The organism is Enterobacter sp. 118C5 (genome assembly GCF_034107645.1).
Taxonomy (GTDB): domain Bacteria; phylum Pseudomonadota; class Gammaproteobacteria; order Enterobacterales; family Enterobacteriaceae; genus Enterobacter; species Enterobacter nematophilus.
The window spans coordinates 747390-773877 of the sequence record NZ_JAWNEU010000001.1; the positions used below are offsets into that span (position 1 = coordinate 747390).

Below are 26488 nucleotides of genomic sequence, written 5' to 3' on the forward strand. Positions count from 1 at the left end.
CCTCAGCTTATTCCTTCAGGCTATCGGGTCGGGCATGAGCCTGCATCCCTGCAGGCCACGCCCTCTCGGCGCATCCCTGCGCCTCGCCCCGGCCTTACGGAAACGCTTCGGCGATTTACAGCCGGACCAGGGCGTCGCTGAAAGCCTTTAGTCGTTCTGAAACAACGTTATTGCTTCTGCTTATAAATTACTGGGGATTCCTCAGCCCACAGGGAGAGGGAGAAAACCGGGTTTTAACCGGAGATCTGCTCCATCGCCTGCAGAATACGCTTATCCGAAATCGGATACGGCGTACCGAGCTGCTGAGCAAAGAAGCTCACGCGCAGTTCCTCGATCATCCAGCGGATCTCCTGCACATCTTCATCCTCGCGGCGCGCTGGCGGCAGCTTGTTCAGCCACTGCTGCCACGCCTGCTGCACGCTCTCCACTTTCAGCATCTGCGCGCGATCGCGGTGCGGGTCGATAGCTATTTTCTCCAGACGTTTTTCAATCGCCTGCAGATAGCGCAGGGTATCGCCGAGACGCTTAAAGCCGTTGCCGGTGACAAAGCCGCGGTACACCAGCCCCGCCATCTGCGCCTTCACGTCCGACAGTCCCAGCGCCATGGTCATATCCACGCGCCCCTTCAGGCGCTTGTTGATATTGAACACGGCGGTGAGGATCTGCTCGACCTGTTTGGCAATCTCGACCACGGTGTCGTTCAGCTCGGCGCGAACCTTGTCATGCAGCTTCGCAAAACCTTCTTCCGTCCAGACCGGGCCGCCCGCCTCGTGGATCAGCTTGTCCACGCCGCAGGAGATGCAGTCGTCGATCAAATCCAGCACCTTGCCGTACGGGTTAAAGTAGAGCCCCAGCTTGGCTTTGTTCGGCAGCTTCTCGTGCAGATACTTGATCGGCGACGGGATGTTGAGCAGCAGCAGGCGGCGCAGCCCGCGCCACATCATCTGCTGCTGTTCCTGCGGGTTATCAAAGAGCTTAATCGCCACGCTGTCGCGCTCGTCCACCAGCGCAGGCCAGGCTTTGACCTTATAGTTGCCCCGCTTCTGCTCGTAGCTTTCCGGAAGCTGGCCAAAGCTCCAGATGTGCAGCCCGCTCTGCTCGATGCCGTCGTCCGCCACCGCAGAAAGCGTCTCCTGAACTTTGCCTTTTAACGCCTCTTTTAGCTCGCTAAGCGAACGCCCTTCCAGCAGCTTTTTATTTTTATCATCCACCACGCGGAAGCTGATTTTCAGGTGATCGGGCACCTGATCCCAGTTCCAGTCTTCGCGGTCGATGGTGGTGCCGGTCATGCGGCGGAACTCACGCTCCAGCGCGTCCAGCAGCGGCAGCTCCAGCGGCGTGACGCGGCCTAAAAACGCTTCCGCATAGTTTGGCGCAGGCACAAAGTTTCGGCGCACCGGTTTCGGCAGGGATTTGATCAGCGCAATCACCAGCTCGCGGCGCAGGCCGGGGATTTGCCACTCAAACCCGCCCTCGTCGACCTGGTTCAGCAGCGGCAGCGGAATGTGCACGGTCACGCCGTCCGCGTCGGTGCCCGGTTCAAACTGGTAGGTCAGACGCAGCTTGAGGTTGCCCTGATGCCAGAAGTTCGGGTAGTCGAGCTTGCTGACCGACTCCGCTCCCTCTTTAATCAGCATGCTCTTTTCGAAGTTGAGCAGGTCCGGCGTCTCTTTGCTGGCCTTCTTCCACCAGCTGTCGAAGTGGCGGGCAGAGATAACATCATGGCTGATGCGCTGGTCGTAAAACTCAAACAGCGCCTCATCGTCCACCAGAATGTCGCGACGGCGGGACTTGTGCTCAAGCTCCTCGACCTCGGCGCGCAGCTTCAGGTTTTCACGGAAGAAGGCGTGACGCGTCTGCCAGTCCCCCTCCACCAGCGCGTGGCGGATAAACAGTTCGCGGCTGAGCGCCGGGTCAATCTGGCTGTAGTTGACCTTGCGCGCGGCGACCACCGGCAGGCCGTAAACGGTCACTTTCTCGGTTGCCATCACCGCGCCCTGCGCGCGCTCCCAGTGGGGTTCACTGTACGAGCGTTTCAGCAGGTGCTGAGCCACCGGCTCAACCCATTCCGGGTCGATACGCGCGGCAATGCGTCCCCACAGGCGGCTTGTTTCCACCAGCTCCGCGACCATGGTCCACTTCGGCGGCTTCTTGAACAAGCCGGAACCCGGGAAGATGGAGAAGCGGGCGTTACGCGCGCCGGTATATTCCTGCTTGTCCGCATCCTTCATCCCGATATGGGACAGCAGGCCGGTCAGCAGCGCGATGTGAATTTCGCGGTACTCCGCCGGCTCGCTGTTGACCGGAATGCCCAGCTCTTTCACCACCTGGCGCAGCTGGGTGTAGATATCCTGCCATTCGCGCACGCGCAGGTAGTTGAGGAAATCCACGCGGCACTGGCGGCGGAACTGGTTCGAGGAGAGCGCTTTCTGCTGCTCGCCGAGGTAGTTCCACAGGTTCACGAAGGCGAGGAAATCGGACTCTTTGTCGTGGAAGCGACGGTGCTTTTCGTCCGACGCCTGCTGCTTGTCCATCGGACGCTCGCGCGGGTCCTGAATGGAGAGCGCCGAGGTGATAATCATCGCCTCGCGCACGCAGCCGTGCTTTTGCGCTTCCAGCACCATGCGCGCCAGGCGCGGGTCGACCGGCAGCTGGCTGAGCTGGCGGCCCAGCGGCGTCAGCTTATAGATGCTCGCCTGCTCGTCGGTGGTAATGGCGCCGAGCTCTTCCAGCAGGCGCACGCCGTCCTGAATGTTGCGCTTATCCGGCGCTTCGACGAACGGGAACGCCGCAATGTCGCCCAGCCCCAGAGCGGTCATCTGCAGAATAACGGACGCCAGGTTGGTGCGAAGGATTTCCGGGTCGGTGAATTCCGGACGCGAGAGGAAATCGTCTTCGGAATAGAGACGAATACAGATCCCTTCCGACACGCGGCCGCAGCGGCCCTTACGCTGGTTAGCGGAAGCCTGAGAGACCGGCTCAATCGGCAGGCGCTGAACCTTGGTGCGGTAGCTGTAGCGGCTGATGCGCGCCGTGCCCGGGTCGATCACGTATTTGATGCCCGGCACGGTCAGCGAGGTTTCCGCCACGTTGGTCGCCAGCACGATGCGGCGCCCGCCGTGCGGCTGGAACACGCGGTTCTGCTCGCTGTTCGACAGACGCGCGTAAAGCGGCAGGATCTCGGTGTGGCGCAGGTCGCGCTTGCTGAGCGCGTCGGCGGTGTCGCGAATTTCGCGCTCGCCGCTCATGAAGATCAGGATGTCCCCCGCGCTCTCGTTGCCCAGCTCGTCGACGGCGTCGAAGATGGCCTGCAGCTGATCGCGCTCGGTATCGTCCGCCTCTTCCACAATCGGACGGTAGCGCACTTCAACCGGATAGGTTCGGCCAGAGACCTCAACGATCGGCGCATTGTTGAAATGCTTCGAGAAGCGCTCCGGGTCGATGGTCGCGGAGGTGATGATGATTTTCAGATCCGGGCGACGCGGCAGCAGCTCTTTCAGGTAGCCGAGCAGGAAGTCGATGTTCAGGCTGCGCTCGTGCGCTTCGTCAATGATGATGGTGTCGTACTGCATCAGCAGGCGGTCCTGCTGGATTTCCGCCAGCAGGATACCGTCCGTCATCAGCTTGACCATGGTGTTGTCGCTGACGTGGTCGCTGAAGCGCACCTTGTAGCCGATGCAGCCGCCCGGCTCCGTCTGCAGCTCTTCGGCAATACGGTTCGCCACGGTGCGCGCCGCCAGACGACGCGGCTGGGTGTGGCCAATCAGCCCTTTTAGCCCGCGCCCCAGCTCCATGCAGATTTTCGGCAGCTGGGTGGTTTTCCCCGAGCCGGTTTCCCCGGCGACAATCACCACCTGGTGATCGCGTACGGCCTCAAGGATGTCCTGTTTCTTCTGGCTGACGGGCAGGTTTTCCGGGTAGGTAATTGCCGGGCGTGCGGCTTCGCGCAGCACAACCTTCCCTGCCGCCTGTTCAATCTCTTTCGCCATCTCCTGGAAAATGGCCTGTTGTGCATCAGGATTTTTAACCTTCTTCACGCCGTGCAGCCGGCGGGAAAACCGCTGTTTATCGCGCAGCATCAGGGAATCAAGCTGTTGCAGGAGCATCGGGAAGGTGATTTTTGGTTGTTCTGTCATAGCGTTAACGGGCAGTGCTCTGCCGGGTAAAATCTCTTTTTAATGATTGCTATAGAGTACCACATTGACGCTTTTAGCGCCTTATTCAAAAAATTCGAACATAGGCTTCGATATATTGCGCTATCTCTGTGGCAGGATTGTGAATAAAGTGTCAACAAGCAACGGGGCAACCCCCTTCAATCAAATGCAACAACAGGAATCACCCATGAGCAAAGTATTAGTTTTGAAATCCAGCATTCTGGCAGGGTACTCTCAGTCTGGTCAGCTGTCTGATTACTTCGTTGAGCAGTGGCGTGAACAGCATTCTGCAGACGAAATCACCGTGCGTGACCTGGCAGCAAACCCAATTCCTGTCCTGGACGGCGAGCTGGTTGGCGCGCTGCGCCCGAGCGATGCGCCGCTGTCCCCGCGTCAGCAGGAAGCTCTGGCCCTGTCCGACGAGCTGATTGCTGAGCTGCAGGCGCACGACGTTATCGTCATCAACGCCCCAATGTACAACTTCAACATTCCTACCCAGCTGAAGAACTACTTCGACCTGGTGGCGCGCGCTGGCGTAACCTTCCGCTACACCGAGAACGGCCCTGAAGGTCTGGTGAAAGGCAAGCGTGCGATCGTCCTGACCAGCCGTGGCGGTATTCATAAAGATACCCCAACTGACCTGGTTGCGCCGTACCTGAGCCTGTTCCTGGGCTTCATCGGCATCACCGACGTGAACTTCGTGTTCGCTGAAGGTATCGCTTACGGTCCGGAAGTGGCGACCAAAGCGCAGACCGACGCAAAAGCCGCGATCGACAGCCTGGTCGCAGCGTAAGATTTTGCCCTCTCACCGCCCGGTGGGAGGGTTTTTCTTTTCCCCGCATTTCGCTATCATCCGCACCCACTCTCCAGCCGGGCGGCCTGATGTCTGCGATTATCGATTCTTTTATTGCCCCACCGTGTCACGACGACATTGAGATCCTCTGGCAGGATGAACATCTGCTGCTGATTAATAAGCCTTCCGGCCTGCTCAGCCTCTCGGGCAAAAACCCGCAAAACTTCGATTCTGTCCATTATCGTCTGGTCCAGACGTTCCCCGGCTGCACGCTGGTACACCGTCTGGATTTCGGCACGTCAGGGCTGATGGTGGTTGCGCGCAATAAAGCCATCAACGCGGCGCTCTGCCAGCAGTTCAGCCAGCACAGCGTGGAGAAAGTTTACAGCGCCCTGCTTTGCGGACATCTGGAAAACGACGAGGGAATAATAGACGCGCCCATTGCCAAAGACCCGGCGCTGTTCCCGCTGATGTCGATCTGCGCCGTCAACGGTAAACCCGCACGCTCCCGCTATCGGGTGGTGGAACGGTTTTACCAGGGGACGGGGCTACCGTTAACGCGTGTGAAACTGATACCGGAGACCGGGCGAACCCACCAGCTGCGCATCCACTGCCAGCAGCTGGGGCACCCTATTCTGGGCTGCGATCTGTATGGCGGTCTTGAAGCACCGGGGACTAACGGAACGCCCCGGCTGATGCTGCACGCAAGCGAGTTGAATTTTATTCATCCCGTGAGCGGAGAGCCGGTTAACGCCCGTCACGCCGCCCCGTTCTGAACGCGGTTTACCACATCAAATCGTCAGGGATTTTGAAGTCCGCGTACGGATCGTCTTCGTCCTGCTCTTCCTGACTGAGCGCGCTGTTAAGCACGATGCTGTCGGCATCGCGCTGGGCAATTTTATCGGCCACCACCGCCGGAATGATCGCGTATTCACAGTCGCCGTTTGCATTGAGCACCTGGCGCGCAATGGCCAGACGGCCGTTGATGAGCTGAGTTTGCGTCTGCTTATCGACCTCAATTTTTTTGATCAGATTGCCGTCGGTGAAGTTAAAGGTGATGTTGCCCTTCGCCACGGTGATGCGGTTCATCTCGATCAGCTGCTTCACCTGCGCTTTAAACTCTTTCGCCAGCACGGCCTGCTTCTGCTGCTCGCTCAGCAGCTTGTCGCGCTCGATCTGCGCCTTCTTGTTCTCTTCTACCGCTTCCCGAGCCTCACGTGCCTGAACGCGTGATTTCTTTGCCGTGCGCTGCACTTTCGCCGCTTTTTTGCTGCTGACTAAGCCCGCTTTCAGCATCTGCTCTTGTAAGGTGAGTTTTGTCATGATCGTTTCTAAACCGGTTGGAAATTTTGGGGATTATAGCGGGAATTTGGGAGGGTGTGCCAGAGAAGTAGGCGCACCGTTTTGTTACCTGAATCAGGTTCATTATTCATACAGCATTTATTAACGTTAATGCCTGAATAGTGGTTAAAAATTGCCTGGTCATTTTCTTAAAAAAACTGAGCAGTTCATAAATATGATGAGGGTTGAATATCTGTGCTCGCTTCAGTAGTAGGCTGCCTTTTTGTTTTTATAAGGATACGGAGAAAATATGGCCTTAAGAGGGACAATGATGCTTAACGGTGCAGACTATGCGCCTTTTAACCTGCATGGCGTTGGCGTATTTATGGCACATTCCGGGCAAGGCGTTTACAGAAACAATGGCTTCTGTGGTGCTGTTAAAGGATCGGGCCCAATTCCTCCAGGTAAATACTGGATTGTTGACAGAGGGAGTGGAGGTTTTCTTTCCGGATTAAAAGCGAAGGTTCAGGATCGGTGGAACAAGGTGAGATCCGGAGCGGAATTTGGCCGCGATGAATGGTTTGCCTTATACAAGGATGACTGGGGAATCGACGATGGTACCTGGATTGAAAACGTATACCGTGGATTGTTTCGACTGCATCCGGGAACGGTATCTGAAGGATGTATAACGATTGCACATAATTCTGATTATGCATTGATCCGTAATTCTTTGATGAATACTGAACTTATTCAGGTTCCCTGTATGCGCTCGCTGATGGCACGCGGCTGGGTTGAGGTGGTAGAAAGTGGCTATTCCAACACTTGCCCGTAAATGGAGCATCAGGCTGTTCAAAACGATCTGGTTTCTGCTCGTTAGCCTGATGGTAGGTCGCACGCTAGAGCCTGCTGAAATCTATTTTAATTATGACGTAGCTTCTTCCATATGTGATTTTATTTATGGAGATGTTAATGCTGAAACAATATATGACACATATACGTATATCGATATTTTAACTGTATTTACCCTTACTACGGCTATTTATCGATTAACAATGCTGCTAATCAATAAAATAAGGAAATAAAGAATGCCAATTCCTCCCTACATGTGGCTTAAAGACGATGGCGGAGCACATATCAAAGGCTCCGTAGATGTTCAGGACCGTGAGGGTAGCATTGAAATCATAGGGCTCAGTCATGGTCTAAACCTCCCGGTAGATAGCGCTAACGGCAAGATCACCGGCACGCGTCAACACTCATCCATGCGGATTGAAAAGGAAGTTGATAGCTCCACCCCTTATCTCTATAAAGCAGCATCTACCGGGCAGGCGCTTAAAAGCGCTGAAATCAAGTTCTATCATATTAATGATGCTGGACAGGAGGTCTGTTATTACACCGTATTAATGGAAAACGTAAAGGTTACCGGTGTTAACTGCAGCGTACCGAACGTTAAGATCGCTGCCAACGATAAAATGAACCATGTTGAAAGCGTAAGCCTGCAGTATGAAAAAATTACCTGGCGCATCGTCGATGGGAACATCATGCACAGCGACGCCTGGAACGAACGTCCTACAGCATAACCCTAAGGGGCTCAATGCCCCTTACTCTTTCACTTCCCTGCCTGAAGCCTCCACCGTGCATCTCGCGGTTCATGAACTTCGCTCATGTTGCATTGAAATTAAGTCACTTCCCCTGCGCCGCGGGCTCAGGCATAAATTATGCATTGGTAACTTCTTAGCAACATGAACTTAGGATGCATAACCACAATGAGCAAAGCTTTCACATATACCCTTAAGCGCAGTTGCTTCGATGAGAATTACAACCCGTCTGAAAATACGCGTACGACCACCAACTTTGCCAACCTGGCGCGTGGGGAAAAACGTCAGGAAAACCTGCGCAATACGCTGGTGATGATCAACAACCGCTTTAACGCCCTGGCGTGCTGGGATAACCCAACCGCCGATCGCTACGCGGTTGAGCTTGAAATCATCTCCGTCGACCTGAACATAGGCGCGGAAAAGCCGTTCCCGGCCATTGAGGTTTTGCAGACGTACATTGTCGACAAGAAAAATAATCAGCGCATCCCTGGCATTGTCGGGAATAACTTCTCTTCTTACGTGCGCGATTATGATTTCAGCGTTCTGCTGCTGGAGCACAACAAGAACCAACAGCACTTCAGCGTTCCGGAAAAGTTTGGCGAACTGCACGGCAACATTTTCCGCCATTTTATTAATTCGCCGGAATACAAAGAGAACTTCAGAAAGGGCCCGGTGATTTGCCTGAGCGTTTCCAGCAAAGACACCTACCGCCGCACCGGTAACCAGCACCCCGTTCTGGGCATTGAGTACGCGCCGGACGGCGAGTCGTTAACGGAACTGTACTTCGCCAAAATGGGCCTGAAGGTCCGCTACTTCATGCCGGAGAACAGCGTGGCGCCTTTCGCGTTCTTCTTTACCGGGGACTTGCTGAGCGATTACACCGATCTGGAGCTGATCGGCACCATCAGCACGATGGAGACGTTCCAGAAAATCTATCGCCCGGAAATTTACAACGCGAACTCGGCGGCGGGACTGTTTTATCGCCCGGATCTGAACCAGCAGGATCATTCATTAACCAAAATTGTTTATGACCGCGAAGAGCGAAGCCGGCTGGCGATTGAACAGGGTCGATTTACCGAAGAATATTTCATCAAGCCTTATAAACACATTCTCGAGCAGTGGTCTGATAACTACACGCTTTAATTCATCAAAAAAGGTCTTTTATTATGAAAACATTGCTCCCGACGTCTACGGCTGGCAGCCTGCCTAAGCCGACCTGGCTTGCGCAGCCTGAAACGCTCTGGTCTCCGTGGAAATTGCAGGATCAGGAACTGCTGGCGGGTAAACAGGATGCGCTGCGCCTGTCTCTGGACGAGCAGATCCGTGCGGGAATTGATATTGTCAGCGACGGGGAACAGACCCGCCAGCACTTCGTCACCACCTTTATTGAACACCTGAGCGGCGTCGATTTTGAGAACCGCCAGACCGTACGCATTCGTAACCGCTATGACGCCAGCGTGCCCACCGTGGTTTCTGCCGTTGCGCGTCAGAAGCCGGTATTCGTGGACGATGCAAAGTACCTGCGCCAGCTCACGGACAAGCCGATCAAATGGGCCCTGCCCGGGCCGATGACCATGATCGACACCCTTTACGACGCGCATTATAAAAGCCGCGAAAAGCTGGCCTGGGAATTCGCCAAAATCCTCAACCAGGAAGCGCGCGAATTAGAGGCCGCGGGCGTGGATATTATCCAGTTTGATGAGCCAGCGTTTAACGTCTTCTTCGACGAGGTCAACGACTGGGGCATCGCCGCGCTGGAACGCGCCATTGAGGGTCTGAAATGCGAAACCGCGGTACACATCTGCTACGGCTACGGCATCAAGGCCAATACCGACTGGAAAAAGACGCTCGGCTCAGAATGGCGCCAGTATGAAGAGGCCTTCCCTAAGCTGCAAACCTCTAATATCGACATCATCTCTCTGGAGTGCCACAACTCCCGCGTGCCGATGGATCTGCTGGAGCTGATTCGCGGTAAAAAGGTGATGGTTGGGGCGATTGACGTAGCCACCAACACCGTCGAAGCGCCAGAAGAGGTCGCCGACACCCTGCGTAAAGCGCTGCAGTTCGTTGATGCCGACAAGCTTTACCCGTCAACCAACTGCGGCATGGCTCCCCTCTCCCGTCAGGTGGCTAACGGCAAGCTGAAAGCGCTCAGCGCCGGCGCAGAAATTATCCGTAAAGAACTCGGCGCGTAATTGCCTTACGTTTGCCAGTACGGCGGCGAGCCGAAAAACGCCACGTAATAATCAATCACCGCCCTGACGTTCAGGGGCGGATGACGCGCGTGAGGATAGATCGCCGCAATATTGAGCGGCTCCGTATTGATAGCACACGCCATTTCCGGCATAAGGGCGACCAGCTCCCCCCGCTGCAGCCTGTCGCCAATCAGCCAGTCCGGAAACAGGACGATCCCCATTCCACCCAGCGCGGCAATGAGCAGCGACTCCGCATTATTGGACGTCATCAGCGGCGCGACGGGATAGTGCACCCAATTCTCCCCCTTGCGCCGTACGAGCCAGCGGTTAGGGCCAGACGAACCGCGATACACAAGGCATTTATGCTGGCTCAGCTCGGCCGGATCGGCCGGTACGCCGTGTTGACGCAGATACGCGGGCGACGCGGCAAGGTGGTAGCGCTGCTGCCCGAAGATGCGGGCGTGAAACGTCGAGTCCGTCAGCGTGCCGATGCGAAAGATGAGGTCGGCGGCATCCCGGTGCGGGTCGATAAAGTCATCGGTCAGCGTCAGCTCTATGGTTAACCGTGGATAACGCTCGGCCAGGCCTGCCAGGCCAGGCGCAACGTGCCTCTGTCCAAAAAATACCGGCCCGTTAATGCGGACCGTGCCGGAGGGTTCGGTCGAACGTTCATCCAGCTCCCGGCGCGCCTCTTCGAAGCTATCGACCATCGCCCGGGCATAGCGGATGAAAAGATGCCCGTTTTCCGTGGGGATCACCGCCCGGGTATTGCGGTAGAACAGCTGCTGGCCGAGCGCGTCCTCAAGCTGATGAATAATACGCGACACCTGCGAGGCGGAAATTCCCTCCCGTCGCGCAACGACGGAAAAGTTCTGCGTTTCATAGACGGCAATAAACAGCAGCAGTGATCGAAGGTTCATGCTTCCGGCATCTGACATTAATGCATTTCCTGCAAAGGTGTTTCCTGCATTATGGCATTTTTCTCACATGTCTACCGACGTAATCTTCTTCGCCTTAAAACGGAGGAAGCGTGATGCAGTTTGTATTGATTTTACTGGTGATTGCCGGCGGAATGGGCCTTTCCGTCGAGGCGGGTTTGCTGGGGCCGTTAGGAGGAGAAGTGGGCGATTTATGGGCCACATTCAGCATTTTCGGGGTCGGCGCCGCGCTGACCTTTCTGCTGATGCTGTTTTTCAGCCCGCGCAACAGCCCGTCGTTTTTCGCACAGCCCGGCTGGCAGCTGCTCGGCGGCGTGCTGGGGCCTGTTTATGTTGTTATTCTGACTATCGCCACCCCCGCCATCGGCATCGCTCTGACGATGATCGGCATTCTGGCAGGTCAGGTTTTTAAAAGCCTGATCATTGACCATTTTGGCCTGCTGGGTACGCCGCACAGGAAGATAAACGCAAGACGCATCGTGGCGCTGGTTTTTATTATTGCCGCACTGGTACTGGTCGCAAAGGGCTAAACACATGACGCTGATGATGATAATTCTGGCCGTTTGCGGGGGCGCGACGCTGAGCGTACAGGCAGCGATTAACGGACAGCTCGGCAGCAGCGTGGGCGTTTTCAAGAGCGCGTTTCTGACGTTTTCCGTCGGCGCCCTGGTGACCGCCCTGCTCATTTTCTTCTTTGAGCCTAAGCAGACGGTCACGCTGCTGGACGTGCCGAAATGGCAGCTCCTCGGGGCGATGTTTGGCGTGCCCTATATTGCGATCATGGTGCTCGCCGTGCAGCGCATCGGCACCGCCGTCGCCACGGTGGCGGTGATATTCGGCCAGCTCGCCATGAGCATGCTGATAGATAACTTTGGCTGGTTGAACAATCCCGCTATTGCGTTTTCACCGAGCCGTCTGGGCGCGGTGGTTTGCCTGGGGATTGCCCTGTACTTCATTTACTCCAGCAGCAAAACCGGCGATGTTCGCGACTAGGCTTCCGTGTTCCGGGTGAAGAACAGCGTCACCGTAGCGACGGTGACGCCAAATTTCTTCATCTCGGTTTTATTGAACAGATGCGTCTCATCCTGCAGGTACATCCAGTCGTCAAAGTTCAGCAGCCAGGTTTTGCCGTTGGCCTTCACGTTCATGCTGTAATGCCAGTTAAAGGCGTTGCCTGCGGCCTGCCCGGTGGCAACGCCTTCAATATCTCCTGCCGTTCCCTCGTAGCGGTCGTTCCCCACGCGGCGAATGTGCCAGACCCGCTGCTGCTTCTCGCCGTCGTCGTACACGAAGTGCTCGTTCAGCGTCAGCGTATCGCCGATAACGTCCCCGGCAATTTCAACGTGGAAACGGCGGATCTGCTTGCCGCTGCGATCCTGCACCATGCCCCACGCTTCGGTTTTGCCCTGGAAGTAGTGGAAGATATCAAGCCGCGGCTGCTGCTGGCGATACTCGGCCACCTCCGTGCTACAGCCCGCCAGCAGCATCGTGAATGCCAGCGCCAGCGTCAGGATTCGTTTCATTTTTGGCCTCCGATTAGCTGCTGACGCAGCTCAGGATATTGCGTGCGGGGATCGAGCCAGATAGCCAGAAAGCGGGTGCTGAACGCTTCCGACTGACGCGGCCCGAGCGGAATAAAGGATGTTTGCGCCGCCGATGCGCGGTACCAGAACTGCCCCTGCTTATCGTTGAGAACAAACGCCAGCTGCGCGCCCGGTCGTACATCCGGCCACAGGGACTGGAGCATCCTTAGCCAGGCTTCACTTTCCGGTTCCTGTGCCAGGATCCCCAGCGCCTGCCACTGGTCGCGGGTCGCCTCAACCAGTTCATCGCGATCTACGTCGCGCGCGTAGGTAATAATCAGCGCCTGATCCCGATCGTCCCGGCCGTAACGGCCATCCGGCGTGCGGAGCTGGGAGGTATAGACCGTGAACGGCCCCCAGGTCAGCGTGGCGTCGCCCACCTTACGCCAGGCCAGCCAGTCGGCGGCCTGGGCGCCGGGAACAGCCAGCATCAGCCAAAGCAGCAGAACCTCAGCTCTCATTTTTGTCTCCCCATCAGCAGGTGGAAAAACAGCATCAACACCAGCCAGCCCGGCGCCATCCAGCTGACGACGATAAAGGTCGGCTCCAGAAACGTGATGGCGCCCAGCCGCTCGCCAATCAGGTAGGCCACCGGGCCTCCCACGGCCGCCAGCAGGGTCAGAAGCCAGCCGGGTAACGTGGTGGTACGCGCAAGCTGCGTCCAGACCACGGCGAACATCAGCCACAATGCCACCATCCATAGCGGCATCAGGGCGTCGCCCGTGAAGGCAATCAGCCCCGTTAACGCCCAGAGCGCATCCAGCAGGCTGCCCGCCGCGGCCAGCCCAATGGCGTACAGACGGTATGCTGACGGCAATAACAGGCACGCCAGGATCGCCAGCCCGAGCCAGATAATCAGGCCCTGTTCGCGAAACAGCACCACCAGCGCCCAGTAGAGATCGAACCCGACGGCCAGCAGAAAGACCTGAAGGTAGCGTCTCATACGCGCTCGGCGGTCAGCTGCACCACGCTGATGGTGCGGGCGTTAAACCCGGCTTCGCAGTAGCCGAAGTAGTACAGCCACATGCGGCGGAACCGTTCATCAAAGCCGAGCTTTTCAATCTCCTGCCAGGCGTGGACAAAACGCTGCCGCCAGTGGGCCAGCGTCCGGGCGTAGTCCGGCCCCATATCGAAGAGATTGCGCACCACGAAATCGGTGTGGCGCGTCATCAGCTCGTTCATCGCCGTAATGCTCGGCAGGAAGCCGCCGGGGAAAATGTAGCGCTGGATAAAATCGACGCTTTTGCTGTAGTCGCGATAGCGCTGGTCCTGAATGGTGATGGCCTGAATCGCCATCCGTCCACCGGGGCGCAGCCGCGCCTGGCAGGTACGGAAGAACGTGGGCAGATAGCGTTGCCCGACGGCTTCAATCATCTCTATCGAGACCAGCTTGTCGTACTGTCCGGTGAGGTCGCGATAGTCGCAGAGCAGTACCTCAACCCGATCCTGCAGCCCGGCGCGGGCGATGCGCTCGGTTGCCCAGATATATTGCTCCTGCGACAGCGTGGTGGTGGTCACCCGACAGCCGTAGTGACGGGCGGCGTATTCCGCCATCGCGCCCCAGCCGGTGCCAATTTCCAGCAGATGGTCACCCGCGTTTAGCGCCAGCTGGTCGCACAGGCGCGCCATTTTGGCCTGCTGCGCCACGGTAAGATCCTGCTCGTCAGCGGTAAACAGCGCGCTGGAGTAAAGCAGCTCCTTATCCAAAAAATGGGCATAGAACGCGTTGCCCAGATCGTAATGGGCGGCAATATTTTCCCGGGCCTGGGCGCGAGAGTTACGCCGCGTCCAGTGGCGCAGCCGCTCCAGCGGGCGGCCGAACAGCCGGAACCCGTTCTCCAGACGACCAAGCACCTCACCGTTGAGGGCCAGGATTTGCAGAAGCGGCGTAAGCTGCGCGGTCTCCCATTCGCCGTCCATCCAGGCTTCTGCGGCGGCCAGGCTACCGCCCGTTAAGACGCGCCAGTAGACGCCGGGGGTGAGGATCTGCACGTCGGCGTGCAGCGCGGAGGATGTCTCGCCAAAATGGAAGGTCTGCGCCCCTTCACGCAGGGTGAGCGAGCCGCCGCGAATGCCGCTTAACAGACGAAACAGCAGCCAACGCGCAATGCGGACGTTGCGCGGGATATCGGGTTCTAGCGCAAAGACGGGATCGGTCATGAGCGTTCACTCCTGCTGACGGGATGGTTATACAGCGGCACGCGCTTGAGCCATAGCCTCAGCGCCTGCCAGTAAATGGCGAAAACGGTTTTCAGAGTCATCAGCGGGATGCGCAGCAGCAGCGAGCGCAGCGCCGGGCGGGTCAGAGGCTCCCGACGCAGCGCCAGCGTGGCGTCAAAGACCTTCGCCTCCTGATGAATTTCAATGTGCATATGCAGCGTGTTGTCCGGGGTGTTGAAGCGCCAGTGGTAGATCATGTCCATCGGGTTGAAGGGGGAAACGTGAAACGCTTTCTCCGTAGGCTGGGCATTTTGCCCGTCGACCGCGTAATAGTGGCGCTCGTTCCACGGCGTGTTGCGCACCTCCGCCAGCACCCAGCGAAGCGTGTTTTCCTGGTCATAGCAGTAGTAAAAGTTGACCGGATTGAAATGGAACCCGAAATAGCGCAGCTGCGTCAGAAGCATGACCCGCCCTGCGGGACGTTCCCCGGTCAGGCTCTCCAGCCTGCTCAGCACGTTCTCTTTAAGCGGCGTGCCGAGCGCGTAGTCCGCGTCATGGAACGAGGCGGCGGCAAAGCGGTTGCGCCGCACGCCGACGGAGGCCAGCAGCGGCAGCTCATCCAGATCCAGCCAGGCCATAAAAACGCCGTAGCTGAATTCGTGGTTTTTCGGCTGAAGGCGGCGGTGGCGCAATACGCCGTGATAGAGGCAGCTGTTCATCTCAGTTCCCCTCCCCGGCGGCGATTTCATTGACCACGTCCAGCGCGCTGCGCACGCCGTCTTCATGAAAACCGTTGTACCAGTAAGCGCCGCAGTACCAGCTCCGGTGATGACCGTTGATCTCGCCGCGGCGCGCCTGCGCCCGCCAGCTTTGCGGGTTAAACAGCGGATGCTCATAGACAAAGCGTTGCAGGACGAAGCGTTCATCCACCGGCGCGTCCGGGTTCAGGGTGACGCAGAACAGCGGGCTGCCCGCAGGCAGACCCTGAAGAATGTTCATGTTGTAGGTGACGCAGGCGCTGGCCTGCTCCTGGGCGCTCAGGCGGTAGTTCCAGCTCGCCCACGCGCGCTGCCGCACCGGCAGCCAGCGCGGATCGCTGTGCAAAACAACCTCGTTGCGCTGCCAGCCGATATCGCCCAGCACTTCGCGCTCCGCGGGCGTAGGATCCTCAAGCATCGCCAGGGCAGTGGCGGAGTGGCAGGCAAAAATCACCTGGTCGAAACGCTGGCTGCCGTTTTCGAGCTGTAGCGTAACGCCGCGCTCGTGGCGGCTCACGCGCTGCACCGGTGAATTAAGATGCAGTTTCAGACGGTCGCCCAGCTTGTCGAGCATGGCGCGGATATACTCCCGCGAGCCGCCCGGCACTACGTACCACTGCGGGCGATGGGTGATATCCAGCAGGCCGTGGTGATGAAAGAAGCGCAGGAAGAGCGGCAGCGGGAAGCGCTTCATCTCCTGCAGCGACGACGACCAGATGGCGGCCCCCATCGGCAGAATGTAGTGGCGCGCAAAAAACGGCGTGAAGCCGTGCTGGTCCAGAAACGTCTGCAGCGTGGCGTTCGGGTTGACCTCCTCTTCAAGCGCCTGCTTCGCCAGGCGGTTAAAGCGGACGATGTCACCGAGCAGCCGCCAGAACGCCGGATTCACCAGGTTTCTGCGCTGGGCAAACAGCGACGTCAGGGTGTGGCCGTTGTACTCAAGCCCTGTCTCGGGGTTGTGCACCGAAAAGCTCATCTGCGTTTTTTGCCCGCTGATGCCAAGCTCGCTGAGCAGGCCCATAAAGCGCGGGTAGGTGCGGTCGTTGTAGACGATAAACCCGGTATCGATCGCGTATGTGCCCTGTGGCGTTGAGACGTCAACCGTCGCGGTATGGCCGCCGGGGGTGGCGCCCGCTTCAAACAGGGTTACCTGATGGTGCCCGGCCAGGCGCCAGGCGCAGGTCAGCCCGGCGATGCCGCTGCCGATAATTGCAATGTTCATGAGCGCACCATCCTGCGCAGCAGCGCGCGCTGCAGAAACGCGGGCAGCCCGGAGAGCAGCCGCAAAATAAGGCCAAACCCGGCCGGAAACGCGATATGCATTTTGCCTTTCGCCAGCCCGGTACGGATCGCCTTGACCGCCTCGTCGACGCTCACCCTGCCCGGCATGGCGAAATCGTTTTTGCGCGTCAGCGGCGTGTCGACAAAGCCCGGAGAAACGACCGTCACGGCAATCCCCTTTGGCTCCCAGTCCAGGCGCAGACTGTCGGCAAACCAGCTCAGCGCCGCTTTGGACGCGCCGTAGGCCTCTGCCCGCGGAAAAGGAAGCCAGTGGGCCATCGAGCTCACCAGCACCACGCGGTTGCCGGCAGCCAGCTGCGGCTGCAGCGCGGCCAGACAGTTCACCGGCCCGAGAAAATTGGTGTTCATGACCCGCTCCACCAGCGCCGCATCCACCACGCCGCCGTCGAGATATTCGCAGGTACCGGCGCAGAGAATAACCAGATCGGCGTAAACGCCGCTCAGCGCCTGGCGACAGGCGTCCCTGTCTGTCATATCGAACAGGCGAACGGAGAGATTGGGGCAGGTCTGATGCAGCGCTTCAAGCCGCGCCGGATCGCGCCCGCAGGCAATCACGTGGTAACCGTCAGCGGCAAAGGACTTCGCCAGCCCCGCGCCAATGCCCGAGCTTGCGCCGGTAATCAGCACCGTCTTCATGATTTGACCCTCCGCTTCACGCCGCGTACCGCCCAGCCCAGCAGAGGGAGGTGTTCGTAGATCATCTCTCCCGCATCGTAGAAGTCCCGCTGGCGCGTGATGAGATCGTTTTCGGTGTCCACCACCGAACATCCAGGCAGTTCAAGCGGCTCCCCTCCGGCAATGCGAGGATGCGACCAGTGCATTACCCACGTGACAACGAACCGGTTCCCGCTGCACAGCGGCGGATCGATGGTAAAACGGCACTTCTCGACATTGGCCAGCAGATGGGTGAAATAGCGCTGAAGCGCGAAGATACCGTCGTGCTCGCCGAACGGATCGATAAGGGTGGCATTCGAATGGTAAAGCCCGACCAGCGCGGACGGCGGCTGGCTATCCAGTGCGGCGTAGTACTCAATAAACCGACTCACGACAGAGGGCAAAGTGCTCATGGGTCACATCCTGGCTGTAAACAACGTGGCGTAATCGCATAATTAAAACTTACACAATTAACGTTATTTGTCCAAGTTTGTGCAAATTTATTTTTTAATCCCTATAAATATCAATATGTTGATGACTCAATCCTTTGACGGTTTTGTAGGCCAGTTAAGGCGTAGCCGCCACCCGGCTTTCACTTTCAGGTTATCCTTAAGGCAAACATACCGGTTCTCTTCCAGGCTTATTCTTTTTATTCATAAGGATGCCTGACATGAAACGCTTCTTTCTCTCGCTTTTCTCCAGCCCCGAATCCTTGCTCCAGGTAATGAGCCAGCAGGAAATTATTGAAGCCGTGGAAGATGGCGATCGCATCATTATCGACCAGGACGGGAACGCTTCGGTGAACTACAAAAGCAACGAGGTGCGGCAGGATTTTCTGCGTCACGTCAACACGCTGAAGAGGGCTTGATATGGGAACGGCGATATTTATGGTGCTGATGGTTTGCGGGTACTGGTACACCAGCCGGGACCTGTCGACGCGCTTTAAAATCAAGCGTTCCTTCGGCTGGGACGTCTATTTTCTCGTTGCGCTTTATGGCTGTATTTTCGTTCTGCAGGGCGTAATCGCCACGGGATTACTCTGGCTGCTGCTGTTCACCCTTTCCGCCGCCAACAACGCTTTCCATTTTGCCTCGCTGAAATATACCGACTGGCAAATCGACTTTATGAACTGGAGTTTTTTAGGCATTCAGGCGCCGGTGGTGGTGATGCTGGCGTTTGCTATCCTGTTTTGCCTCTACCGCTCTAACTGGGCAGGCAGCGCCAGGCTGGACGGTGAAAGCCGGAAAAAGCTCTACAAGCGTCTTGCCCAGTCGAGCGGTATTGAACAGCTGCTGTACCAGTGTATGGAGCAAGGCGAGCTGGCGCAGGTGACGCTTCGGTCGCGGCGGATTTACATCGGCATGATCCACACCGCGACGCTGGAATATGAAAAAACGGCCAATATTGTGCTGATCCCGATGTTAAGCGGCTACAGGGACGAGAAAACGATGAATCTGCGCATTGAGAATAATTACAGCAAGTGGTATGCGGAGCATGACATCACGCTCGATTCAGAACCCCGCAGCGCCATGTCTTTCCGAAAGGTGATTTTGCTCAATCAGATTGAGAGCATCTCGTTGTTCGACCCCGCCAGCGCCAGCGCGCTGTCCCTGGCGCAGCGGGACGACCCCCCTCTTTCTAAAGAGACATCCCCATAATCCTGAGTATGCTCTGCTGTGAGGGAATGCTAATAACCCGCGTTAACGAACGGCGAATGACAACAGTTTATGGCGTCATTCACCGTTTGGGTTTTTGAAAGAGGTTCCGTCGGTAGCCAGGCTCGCATAATTCTCGCGTTTTTCTGCCCATTTCAGCATGGCATCGAGTGCCGGGCATAATGCCTGCCCCCATTCGGTGAGTCGATATTCCACTTTTGGTGGTACCTGAGGATAGACCATCCGCGAAACAATACCGTCGGACTCAAGCTGTCGAAGCTGCTGCGCCAGCATCTTCTGGGAAATACCGGGGATCAGTTTTTCAAAATCAGAGTAGCGCTGCACTTTTCCGTCGAAAAGATGAAAAAGAATAATTAATTTCCAGCGGCCTTCGAGCAGCCGTAATACTTGCTCCACGCCGCTTGCGGCAGATTCCGGACTATATAACTTACTCATAATTTAGTAACTCACTTTTTCGTGCGTACTTGTCAATTTCTCAGTCTATGTTGAATATACCCGTACTGTAAATAACGGGAGTTATTGGTCATGTCATTAGATATTAATTTCACAGGCAAGCGCGTGCTTGTTACCGCTGGCACAAAAGGACTGGGAAAAGCAGTCGTCGGGCTTTTAAAACAACTTGGTGCAACGGTATTTACCACGGCGCGCCATGAGCCGGAGGTCAATATCGCAGATACATTCTTAGCCGCTGACCTTACGACAATTGCAGGATGTGACCTGGTCGCATCAGCCGTTCAGGAACAGATGGGAGGAGTCGACGTGATTATTCATGTGGCAGGCGGTTCCACCTCACCCGGCGGCGGTTTTGCTGCGCTGGGAGAAGAAGCGTGGCAGCAGGAGCTCAATCTTAATTTACTGCCCGCCGTTCGCCTGGATCGCGCCCTGCTTCCCGGAATGCTTGCTCAGGGAAACGGGGTAATTATTCACGTGACCTCTATTCAGCGCGAACTGCCGTTACCGGAATCAACCACCGCGTATGCAGCGGCTAAAGCGGCACTTTCGACCTACAGTAAAAGCCTTTCAAAAGAAGTGTCGCCGAAGGGGGTTCGGGTTGTGCGCGTCGCGCCCGGCTGGATCGAAACCGAAGCCGCGGTGGCGCTGGCGGAGAGGCTGGCTACGCAGGCAGGCACAGACTACGAAGGCGGCAAGCAAATTATTATGAAGTCGCTGGGTGGAATACCGCTGGGACGCCCTGCCAGGCCGATTGAAGTGGCTAACCTCATCGTCTTCCTCGCGTCATCGCATGCTGCGAGTATTACCGGTACTGAATTTGTCATTGATGGCGGCACCATCCCGACGGTGTAACGCGGGTGCTTAATCGGCCCCGGATGAGGGCTGATTAAGCACAGAGTCATGTCATTGGCCCGTCAGCTTTTCTAAGCCCGTTTTCAACGCGTTTATTACTGCGTCTGTATCCATTCCCATTTGAGCATGAATAATAGCCCCGTCGATAAGCATCATAATGTCGTTACAGGTCTTTTCATCCGCTATATCGGCGAGCATTGCGATTTTTTTCTTTGTTTCTGCCTTATGGTCCCGGCATATCGCTTTTATTTCATTTTCAATTTCTTCGGATTTTGCCTCTGCGCTGGCGTTAATAAACGCGCAGCCGTGAAAATCGGGTGAAATAAACCATTCGTGAAGCGTTGCAGATATCGCATCAGAAGGTGATTCGCCTTCGTCCAGATGTCGACGTAACGTAGCTTCAAACCAGCTAATCCATATTTCATGCCGATAGTGCAAATAGGCGAGAATAAGCAAACTTTTACTCGGAAAGTGACGATAAAAAGTCACCTTGGTGACTTTTGACGCCTTAATCAGCGTATCCACCCCCGTCGCCCTGAAGCCTGTGGAATAAAACAGATCGTGCGCCGTAAGTAATATTTTATCCCTGACGCTGACTTTCGGTTCGTTACTTGCGGATTGTGTTTTCATTTTTTCGACGGCCTCAAAACGGATATTGACAGCGTTATTTTTCAGGCATAGATTACATCAGGTAGACAGATCTGTCTACTTCATATAACGCTGAGGTTATCGCTATGAACACACGTCCTCCATTACCGCCCTTCACTCGCGAAAGCGCCATCGAAAAAGTCAGGCTGGCCGAAGACGGCTGGAACAGCCGCGACCCGGCAAAAGTCGCGCTGGCCTATACGCTGGATACCCAGTGGCGCAACCGCGCGGAGTTCGCCACCAACCGCGAGGAAGCCCAGGCGTTTCTGGCGCGGAAATGGAAAAAAGAGCTGGATTACCGCCTGATTAAAGAGCTCTGGGCGTTTACGGATAACCGGATCGCGGTACGCTATGCCTATGAATGGCATGATGATTCCGGCAACTGGTTCCGCTCTTACGGCAATGAAAACTGGGAGTTTGAGCCGGACGGGCTGATGAAGCGCCGCTTTGCCTGCGTAAACGATATGCCGATAAAAGAATCTGAACGTCTGTTCCACTGGCCGCTGGGCAGACGCCCGGACGATCATCCTTCTCTGAGCGAACTGGGGCTATGACGTTCCGGTTTCGCTCTGGGAAACAACGGGTGCAGCAGCCTGCCTAAAACGTGTAAACTACCATGAGTAGATAACAGAACCGAGGAAAGCATGGTTGTTAAGCGCTTAAGAAAAGAGGATCGCCGCGTGCAGCTGCTGGAAGTGGCGCGCGGAATCGTTCGTCAGCAAGGCACGGAGGCGCTGACGCTGGGCTACCTGGCGGAGCGGGCCAACGTGACGAAGCCTATTCCCTACGATCACTTTGGCGATCGCGAAGGGCTGCTGATGGCGCTCTACCAGGACTATAGCGACCGGCAGCTGGCGAAGTTCAGGGAGACGCTGGCGGTAGACAGCAAAACCCTGGACAAGACGATCCGCTTTTTCAGCGCCGCCTATATCGACTGCGCCATTACCGCCGGACCGGAAACCGGTCCGATTGCGGCGGCGCTGTCCGGCTCCCGCGCGTTGCAGACGTTCCGCGAGGCGTGCGTGGCTGAATGTGCCGACTGCCTGCGTACCGCGCTGTCCCCGTTCGTCGTGCTGAAAGGCGTTCAGGGAGAAGCGGCGCTGACGGCCATCATCGGTGCGGCGGACGCGCTCAGTACCGCCGCGGGTAACGGCGTGCTGGCCCGCAATGTTGCAGAAGATACGCTCAGCGGCGCGATGTCCGGCGTGCTGGAGACCTACGCGAATAGCACAAAATGATCGTTGGGTGCGGATTGACAGCTAAGTTACCAATAGTAATATAGCTGACAGTTCTCACCCACTTCGAGGTCGCTATGTCTGCAACACACGCTGTTAATAACGCGCTGATCGTGACGGCTCATCCTGTCGACACGTCGTTATCCCATACGCTGGCCGCCCGCATTGCCGGTAAATTACGCGAGCAAGGCATGCAGGTTGAGATCGCCGACCTTCATGCGGAAGGGTTTAATCCGGCGTTTTCTCGCCCCGATCTCGATTTATATCACGGCGATCCGGGCGCGCTTCCCGACGATATCCTGCGCGAGCAGCAGCGCGTCGAGCGAGCGGATATGCTGGTGTTTGTCTTTCCCATTTACTGGTGGTCGGTCCCCGCGCTGTTGAAAGGCTGGTTCGATCGCGTTTTAACCCTGAACTGGGCGTATAAGGTGGCCGACGACGGCCGAGTTGTGGGCAACTTACGGGACGTTCCCGTCCGCCTGATTGCCACCGGCGGCAGCGATCTCGCCGGATTCGACAAGCACGGCTATTCGACGGCAATTCAGACGCAGATAATCGAAGGGGTATTTGGCTTCTGCGGGTTGAAAAACGTTAAGCTCGATATTCTTTACCAGGCAGATACGGCTACGCCTGAGCAGGTTGAAGATTTTCTGCAAAGCCTCGGCAGCATTAAATAATCCCGGCTATCCAGTCAGCAAAGGCGCGCACGGCTGGAGAAAGATATCGCTGGTGGGGATAGAGCAGCGTGACGGGCACCGACGGCGGCTGCCAGTCCGCCAGCACCTCCACCAGCCTTCCCTCGTGCAGATGCTCTGCGACAATATTCTCGGCAACCTGCACCAGCCCAAAACCCTCCAGACACATTTGAATATAGAGCCCCGTTTCATTGACGGCGGCGGCACCGCTCACCGGAACAGACAGCATTTCAGCGCCCTGAGCGAAGCGCAATTCGTTCGCGCGTCGCGTCTGGCCGGAAAAATAGTGAACCGCCCGGTGCCCGCTAAGTTCATCCGGCGACGGCGGAATGCCGTATTCCCGGAGATAGCCCGGCGAGGCGCAGGTGACCCAGCGAAAGCGGCCCAGCGGACGCGCTACCAGCGTGGAGTTATTCAGTTCCCCCGTTCGAATGACACAGTCGACGCCCTCCTGCACCAGGTCAACCTGACGATCGCTGACGCCGATCATGAGGTAGATATCCGGATAAAGACGGTAAAAATCATTCAGCTGGGGCATCACGATGTGATGAGCAATCCCGGCTGGCATATCCACCCGCAGGCGACCCTGCGGTCTACTGACGGAATCGCTCAGGCTGGACTCCGCCTGGTCGATTAATGCAAGAATTACCCGACACTGCGTCAGGTACTGCAAGCCTTCGGGCGTCAGGCTCACCCGCCGTGTCGTCCTGTTCAGCAGGCGCACCTGCAGGTATTTCTCCAGATTTTTAATGGTGCTGGTGACCGTTGAGGCAGGCAGGGAGAGGGTTTCAGCCGCACGCACGAAGCTGCCGGACTCCGCCACCCTTATAAAGATCTGCATAGCCTGGATACGATCCATTCGTTCTTCCACCTGTAGGATTCAATTATTCGCTGATTATGAATAAAGAAAACATATTACGCGCCTTTTTCACGCTAATCGAGTGACGTAGCTTGTGGACAGTAGTTAACAAGAGAGACGAAAAAATGACCGATTACGTAAGAAATATTGTGAATAATCAGAACACCCCTTCCCCGGCGACGCTGATTCGCGGCGCGACGATCCTCAGCATGGATGAGACCGTGGGCAATATCGAACGCGGCGACATCCTCATCAAAGGGACCACGATTGCGGCCGTCGGCGAAAAACTGGAGGCACAGGGAGCCACGGTTATTGATGCCACAAACATGATTGCCATGCCGGGGATGGTGGATACCCATCGCCACGCCTGGGAGGGGCAATTGCGTCGCATCAACCCTAACGCGGAATCGATGGAGGACTACTGCAACGCCACGCATTTCTCTTTTGCGAAATACTACCGCCCTGCCGATATGTACGTTGGCAACCTGCTCTCCGCGCTGGGCTGTATTGACGCCGGGATCACCACCGTCATTGATAACTCACATAACAGCCGCAGCGCCGCCCATTCAGACGCCGCCGTCGAGGCGCTTCAGGATGCCGGGATCCGCGCTATTCACGCCTCTGGCGCGCCGGTATCCGGGGAATGGGACACTGCAAACTGGCCGGGAAACTGGCAGCGCCTGCAGGAAAAGTATTTTCGGAACAACCCGGACAGCCTTGTTTCACTGGCGGCGATGGCCCAGCTGGAACCTGATATGTGGACCGAGGCGCGCAGGCTCGGGCTACCGATCGTCACTGAATTTTTCGGCGGTGAAATGGCCTCACAGCTTGCGGAGCTGCATCAGCGGGGGATGCTGGGCACGGACAATATCTTCAATCACTGCACGGCCCTGCCTGACGAAGGCTGGGCGATCCTGCGGGATGCGGGCGTGCGGGTGAACGTCTGCCCTCGTTCCGACGCGCACTACGGCATTGAGGACGGGATGTTTGCCATTCAGTCTGCCCTGCGTCACGGCATTCGGCCCGGCCTGAGCGTTGATAATGAAACCTCATATAGCGGCGACATGTTTATGGAGATGCGCGTGGCGTTTTACCTGCAGCGCGTCATGGGCATGCATCAACAATCCTGTTGCGGCAGCGCGCACTCCCTGAAAACGCTTCAGGCCTCCCAGCTTCTGAAGGCCGCCACCATCGATGGCGCGGCGTGCGCCGGGCTGCAGGAGAAAGTAGGCAGCCTGACGCCGGGCAAACAGGCCGACCTGATCCTGATTAACGCGGGCGATCTCAACCTCTACCCCTCCGGGAATGCTTTTGGCACGGTTGTGCATGCCGCTGAGCGCAGCAATATTGATACCGTGATGATTGGAGGACGCATCGTTAAGCAAGGCGGCAACGTGCTGGGCGTGGACAGCGCACGCCTTCGTGCAGCGATTGATGAATCACGCCAGCATCTTTTTACCGCCACTGGCTATGAGCCTGACATATTTGCGGACAGCTTCCTGCCGCTGCATCAGGCGCACTGAAGGTAATGAAACGGATGAGCATGGTTTATTACGTCATCGCCTTTGCCGCAGGCCTGGGTATTACGCTGCAAACAACCCTCAACAGCCAGCTGGCAAAGGGTCTGGCCGGTGATGCGGTAACGGCGGCCCTGTTTTCTTTTACCGCCGGGGCGGTGAGTCTTGGGATTTACGCATTGCTAAGGGGTGGATTAGCCACCTCGCTTTCGGCAATTCCGTCGCAACCGCTGTGGAGCCTGACGGGAGGATTCATCGGTGCCTGCGCGCTGTTCAGCTATGTCGTGCTGGCACCGAAAATTGGTTTTTCCGCCCTGCTCGGGCTGGCGATTGTCGGGCAGTTGCTCTCGTCGCAGGTGATTGACCACTTTGGTCTGCTGGGTACCCTGCGTCGTCCGGTTTCAGCGATGCGGTTGGGCGGAATGGTCATCATGCTCGTTGGGCTCGCCATCATGCTGTTTGGCGATCGCTTCACCGAACGTTTTTTGCAGTGAACGCTAACGGCACGCCTGTGTAGCCTGAAGAAGCGGGTCATCGCCCGGCACTTAAGCGCGCAATTACAGGGTAAAACCGCCGTCACCCACTTGCGCCTGGGCGTACCACGCCATCAACTCTTTTGTGCCGGGTTCGTTTTCAGCAGGCGACCACGGGGCGGTATCATGCTCGGGAACAGGCTGATACCCTCCGTGTTTTACCTCAAAAATGACGCCGCCTTTATCCAGAGACAGCACGGCATGCCAGGTGCCGGCATCCATCTCCAGCACCTTGCACTCTTCGCCTAACACCACGCGCCGGGTTACGTTGCCGCTGTCGTCGAAGTTCAATACAAGAAAGCGACCGCTCAGCGCCGTCAGCAGTTCAAACGTGTGCGGGTGGCGATGAGGGCGAACATAGGTGCCGGGCTCCATGGCGATAGCCAGGCGCTGCACCGGGTCGCTCAGATCAGGGTGTAAATTACGATGCGCCCGTAAGCGAGGAGAATTAGCGGCCTGCTCGCTTTGCTGTTGCAGGTCACTGAAGGTAATTTGTTTCATATAAGCCTTTGCGAATGTGGCGATTAATGGCAAGCCGATTGCTGCACAACGTTATACCATTCTGAAAAGCCGGTGAGCTATGGCGTTTGTGAAACAAAACGCTGCA

Annotated in this window: 32 protein-coding genes; 17 read left to right on the forward strand and 15 right to left on the reverse strand. The window is 56.9% G+C overall.

What is annotated here, in order from left to right; genetic code table 11:
• Positions 1-233: 233 nt before the first annotated feature.
• The gene (gene hrpA, locus UTO39_RS03460) at positions 234-4136 is read right to left on the reverse strand and encodes an ATP-dependent RNA helicase HrpA (protein WP_320726475.1); all 3903 of its coding nucleotides are present in this window, start codon (positions 4134-4136) and stop codon (positions 234-236) included.
• Between the two features lie 205 nt (positions 4137-4341).
• On the opposite strand from hrpA, the gene azoR reads away from it, so the two are divergent.
• Both azoR and UTO39_RS03470 read left to right on the forward strand, forming a co-directional pair.
• Entirely contained in the window at positions 4342-4947 is a 606-nt protein-coding gene (azoR, locus tag UTO39_RS03465; protein WP_008502313.1) for an FMN-dependent NADH-azoreductase, read from the forward strand.
• A gap of 89 nt (positions 4948-5036) precedes the next feature.
• Positions 5037-5723, forward strand: a complete 687-nt coding sequence (locus UTO39_RS03470; RefSeq protein ID WP_320726476.1) for an RluA family pseudouridine synthase — start codon at positions 5037-5039, stop codon at positions 5721-5723.
• Positions 5724-5730: 7 nt separating this feature from the next.
• Here the strand turns inward: UTO39_RS03470 and UTO39_RS03475 are convergent, their stop codons facing one another.
• Positions 5731-6270 (reverse strand): DUF2058 domain-containing protein, encoded by a 540-nt coding sequence (locus UTO39_RS03475; RefSeq protein ID WP_252051211.1) that lies wholly within the window; start codon positions 6268-6270, stop codon positions 5731-5733.
• A gap of 268 nt (positions 6271-6538) precedes the next feature.
• Between UTO39_RS03475 and UTO39_RS03480 the strand changes: the two genes are divergently transcribed.
• From UTO39_RS03480 to UTO39_RS03500, 5 genes are all read left to right on the forward strand, one after another.
• Entirely contained in the window at positions 6539-7060 is a 522-nt protein-coding gene (locus UTO39_RS03480; RefSeq protein ID WP_320726477.1) for a DUF2778 domain-containing protein, read from the forward strand.
• Entirely contained in the window at positions 7035-7310 is a 276-nt protein-coding gene (locus UTO39_RS03485; protein ID WP_320726478.1) for a hypothetical protein, read from the forward strand. Before UTO39_RS03480 ends, UTO39_RS03485 begins: the two co-directional genes overlap by 26 nt.
• 3 nt (positions 7311-7313) lie before the next feature.
• Positions 7314-7805, forward strand: a complete 492-nt coding sequence (locus UTO39_RS03490; RefSeq protein WP_320726479.1) for a type VI secretion system tube protein TssD — start codon at positions 7314-7316, stop codon at positions 7803-7805.
• A 186-nt stretch (positions 7806-7991) separates the two neighbouring features.
• On the forward strand, positions 7992-8966 hold the full coding sequence (locus tag UTO39_RS03495) for a DUF1852 domain-containing protein (protein ID WP_320726480.1): 975 nt from the start codon (positions 7992-7994) through the stop codon (positions 8964-8966).
• A 23-nt stretch (positions 8967-8989) separates the two neighbouring features.
• Positions 8990-10018, forward strand: a complete 1029-nt coding sequence (locus tag UTO39_RS03500) for a methionine synthase (RefSeq protein WP_061098288.1) — start codon at positions 8990-8992, stop codon at positions 10016-10018.
• 5 nt (positions 10019-10023) lie between these two features.
• On the opposite strand, the gene UTO39_RS03505 is transcribed toward UTO39_RS03500, so the two are convergent.
• Complete coding sequence (locus UTO39_RS03505) at positions 10024-10956, reverse strand: LysR family transcriptional regulator (RefSeq protein ID WP_151413816.1); 933 nt, start codon at positions 10954-10956, stop codon at positions 10024-10026.
• Positions 10957-11051: 95 nt separating this feature from the next.
• Between UTO39_RS03505 and UTO39_RS03510 the strand changes: the two genes are divergently transcribed.
• Together UTO39_RS03510 and UTO39_RS03515 are read left to right on the forward strand one after the other, a co-directional pair.
• Positions 11052-11486, forward strand: a complete 435-nt coding sequence (locus UTO39_RS03510; protein ID WP_320726481.1) for a DMT family transporter — start codon at positions 11052-11054, stop codon at positions 11484-11486.
• Between the two features lie 4 nt (positions 11487-11490).
• The gene (locus UTO39_RS03515) at positions 11491-11949 is read left to right on the forward strand and encodes a DMT family transporter (RefSeq protein WP_320726482.1); all 459 of its coding nucleotides are present in this window, start codon (positions 11491-11493) and stop codon (positions 11947-11949) included.
• Here the strand turns inward: UTO39_RS03515 and UTO39_RS03520 are convergent.
• From UTO39_RS03520 to UTO39_RS03555, 8 genes are read right to left on the reverse strand one after another with little or no spacing between them, the layout of a single operon-like run.
• Positions 11946-12479 (reverse strand): DUF3833 domain-containing protein, encoded by a 534-nt coding sequence (locus UTO39_RS03520; RefSeq protein ID WP_320726483.1) that lies wholly within the window; start codon positions 12477-12479, stop codon positions 11946-11948. The genes UTO39_RS03515 and UTO39_RS03520 overlap by 4 nt on opposite strands.
• Complete coding sequence (locus UTO39_RS03525) at positions 12476-13000, reverse strand: hypothetical protein (protein WP_320726484.1); 525 nt, start codon at positions 12998-13000, stop codon at positions 12476-12478. Before UTO39_RS03525 ends, UTO39_RS03520 begins: the two co-directional genes overlap by 4 nt.
• On the reverse strand, positions 12997-13482 hold the full coding sequence (locus UTO39_RS03530) for a DUF2878 domain-containing protein (protein WP_320726485.1): 486 nt from the start codon (positions 13480-13482) through the stop codon (positions 12997-12999). Before UTO39_RS03530 ends, UTO39_RS03525 begins: the two co-directional genes overlap by 4 nt.
• Positions 13479-14699, reverse strand: coding sequence for a cyclopropane-fatty-acyl-phospholipid synthase family protein (locus tag UTO39_RS03535; RefSeq protein WP_320726486.1), 1221 nt, complete (start codon positions 14697-14699; stop codon positions 13479-13481). The genes UTO39_RS03530 and UTO39_RS03535 overlap by 4 nt, the downstream gene beginning before the upstream one ends.
• Entirely contained in the window at positions 14696-15418 is a 723-nt protein-coding gene (locus UTO39_RS03540; RefSeq protein ID WP_320726487.1) for a DUF1365 domain-containing protein, read from the reverse strand. The genes UTO39_RS03535 and UTO39_RS03540 overlap by 4 nt, the downstream gene beginning before the upstream one ends.
• Before the next feature lies 1 nt (position 15419).
• On the reverse strand, positions 15420-16679 hold the full coding sequence (locus UTO39_RS03545) for an FAD-dependent oxidoreductase (protein WP_320726488.1): 1260 nt from the start codon (positions 16677-16679) through the stop codon (positions 15420-15422).
• A complete protein-coding gene (locus UTO39_RS03550) occupies positions 16676-17395 on the reverse strand; it encodes an SDR family NAD(P)-dependent oxidoreductase (protein ID WP_266178093.1) in 720 nt (239 codons plus the stop codon). Before UTO39_RS03550 ends, UTO39_RS03545 begins: the two co-directional genes overlap by 4 nt.
• Entirely contained in the window at positions 17392-17826 is a 435-nt protein-coding gene (locus tag UTO39_RS03555) for a nuclear transport factor 2 family protein (protein ID WP_061098299.1), read from the reverse strand. The genes UTO39_RS03550 and UTO39_RS03555 overlap by 4 nt, the downstream gene beginning before the upstream one ends.
• 257 nt (positions 17827-18083) lie before the next feature.
• Here UTO39_RS03555 and UTO39_RS03560 point away from each other — a divergent pair, with 257 nt between their 5' ends.
• Complete coding sequence (locus UTO39_RS03560) at positions 18084-18281, forward strand: hypothetical protein (protein WP_024908361.1); 198 nt, start codon at positions 18084-18086, stop codon at positions 18279-18281.
• A gap of 1 nt (position 18282) precedes the next feature.
• Positions 18283-19071 (forward strand): hypothetical protein, encoded by a 789-nt coding sequence (locus UTO39_RS03565; protein ID WP_266178095.1) that lies wholly within the window; start codon positions 18283-18285, stop codon positions 19069-19071.
• Positions 19072-19146: 75 nt separating this feature from the next.
• Here UTO39_RS03565 and UTO39_RS03570 read toward each other — a convergent pair whose 3' ends face one another.
• A complete protein-coding gene (locus UTO39_RS03570; protein WP_061098301.1) occupies positions 19147-19524 on the reverse strand; it encodes a helix-turn-helix domain-containing protein in 378 nt (125 codons plus the stop codon).
• A gap of 90 nt (positions 19525-19614) precedes the next feature.
• On the opposite strand from UTO39_RS03570, the gene UTO39_RS03575 reads away from it, so the two are divergent.
• Positions 19615-20394: an SDR family oxidoreductase gene (locus UTO39_RS03575; RefSeq protein WP_320726489.1), complete on the forward strand. Its 780-nt coding sequence runs from the start codon at positions 19615-19617 to the stop codon at positions 20392-20394.
• Positions 20395-20445: 51 nt separating this feature from the next.
• Here UTO39_RS03575 and UTO39_RS03580 read toward each other — a convergent pair whose 3' ends face one another.
• Complete coding sequence (locus UTO39_RS03580; RefSeq protein WP_320726490.1) at positions 20446-21024, reverse strand: TetR/AcrR family transcriptional regulator; 579 nt, start codon at positions 21022-21024, stop codon at positions 20446-20448.
• A gap of 104 nt (positions 21025-21128) precedes the next feature.
• Between UTO39_RS03580 and UTO39_RS03585 the strand changes: the two genes are divergently transcribed.
• From UTO39_RS03585 to UTO39_RS03595, 3 genes are all read left to right on the forward strand, one after another.
• Entirely contained in the window at positions 21129-21596 is a 468-nt protein-coding gene (locus tag UTO39_RS03585; RefSeq protein ID WP_061098304.1) for a nuclear transport factor 2 family protein, read from the forward strand.
• A gap of 90 nt (positions 21597-21686) precedes the next feature.
• The gene (locus UTO39_RS03590; RefSeq protein WP_061098305.1) at positions 21687-22280 is read left to right on the forward strand and encodes a TetR/AcrR family transcriptional regulator; all 594 of its coding nucleotides are present in this window, start codon (positions 21687-21689) and stop codon (positions 22278-22280) included.
• Between the two features lie 74 nt (positions 22281-22354).
• Positions 22355-22954: an NAD(P)H-dependent oxidoreductase gene (locus UTO39_RS03595; protein WP_320726491.1), complete on the forward strand. Its 600-nt coding sequence runs from the start codon at positions 22355-22357 to the stop codon at positions 22952-22954.
• On the opposite strand, the gene UTO39_RS03600 is transcribed toward UTO39_RS03595, so the two are convergent.
• Positions 22947-23831: a LysR family transcriptional regulator gene (locus UTO39_RS03600; protein WP_320726492.1), complete on the reverse strand. Its 885-nt coding sequence runs from the start codon at positions 23829-23831 to the stop codon at positions 22947-22949. The genes UTO39_RS03595 and UTO39_RS03600 overlap by 8 nt on opposite strands.
• Positions 23832-23956: 125 nt before the next feature.
• On the opposite strand from UTO39_RS03600, the gene UTO39_RS03605 reads away from it, so the two are divergent.
• Both UTO39_RS03605 and UTO39_RS03610 read left to right on the forward strand, forming a co-directional pair.
• Positions 23957-25354 carry an amidohydrolase family protein gene (locus UTO39_RS03605; protein WP_320726493.1) on the forward strand — a complete coding sequence of 466 codons (1398 nt, stop codon included), beginning with the start codon at positions 23957-23959 and terminating at the stop codon, positions 25352-25354.
• Between the two features lie 14 nt (positions 25355-25368).
• Positions 25369-25842 carry a DMT family transporter gene (locus tag UTO39_RS03610; protein WP_253541868.1) on the forward strand — a complete coding sequence of 158 codons (474 nt, stop codon included), beginning with the start codon at positions 25369-25371 and terminating at the stop codon, positions 25840-25842.
• Positions 25843-25905: 63 nt separating this feature from the next.
• Here the strand turns inward: UTO39_RS03610 and UTO39_RS03615 are convergent, their stop codons facing one another.
• Positions 25906-26382, reverse strand: a complete 477-nt coding sequence (locus UTO39_RS03615; protein WP_061098307.1) for a WbuC family cupin fold metalloprotein — start codon at positions 26380-26382, stop codon at positions 25906-25908.
• Positions 26383-26488 lie beyond the last annotated feature (106 nt).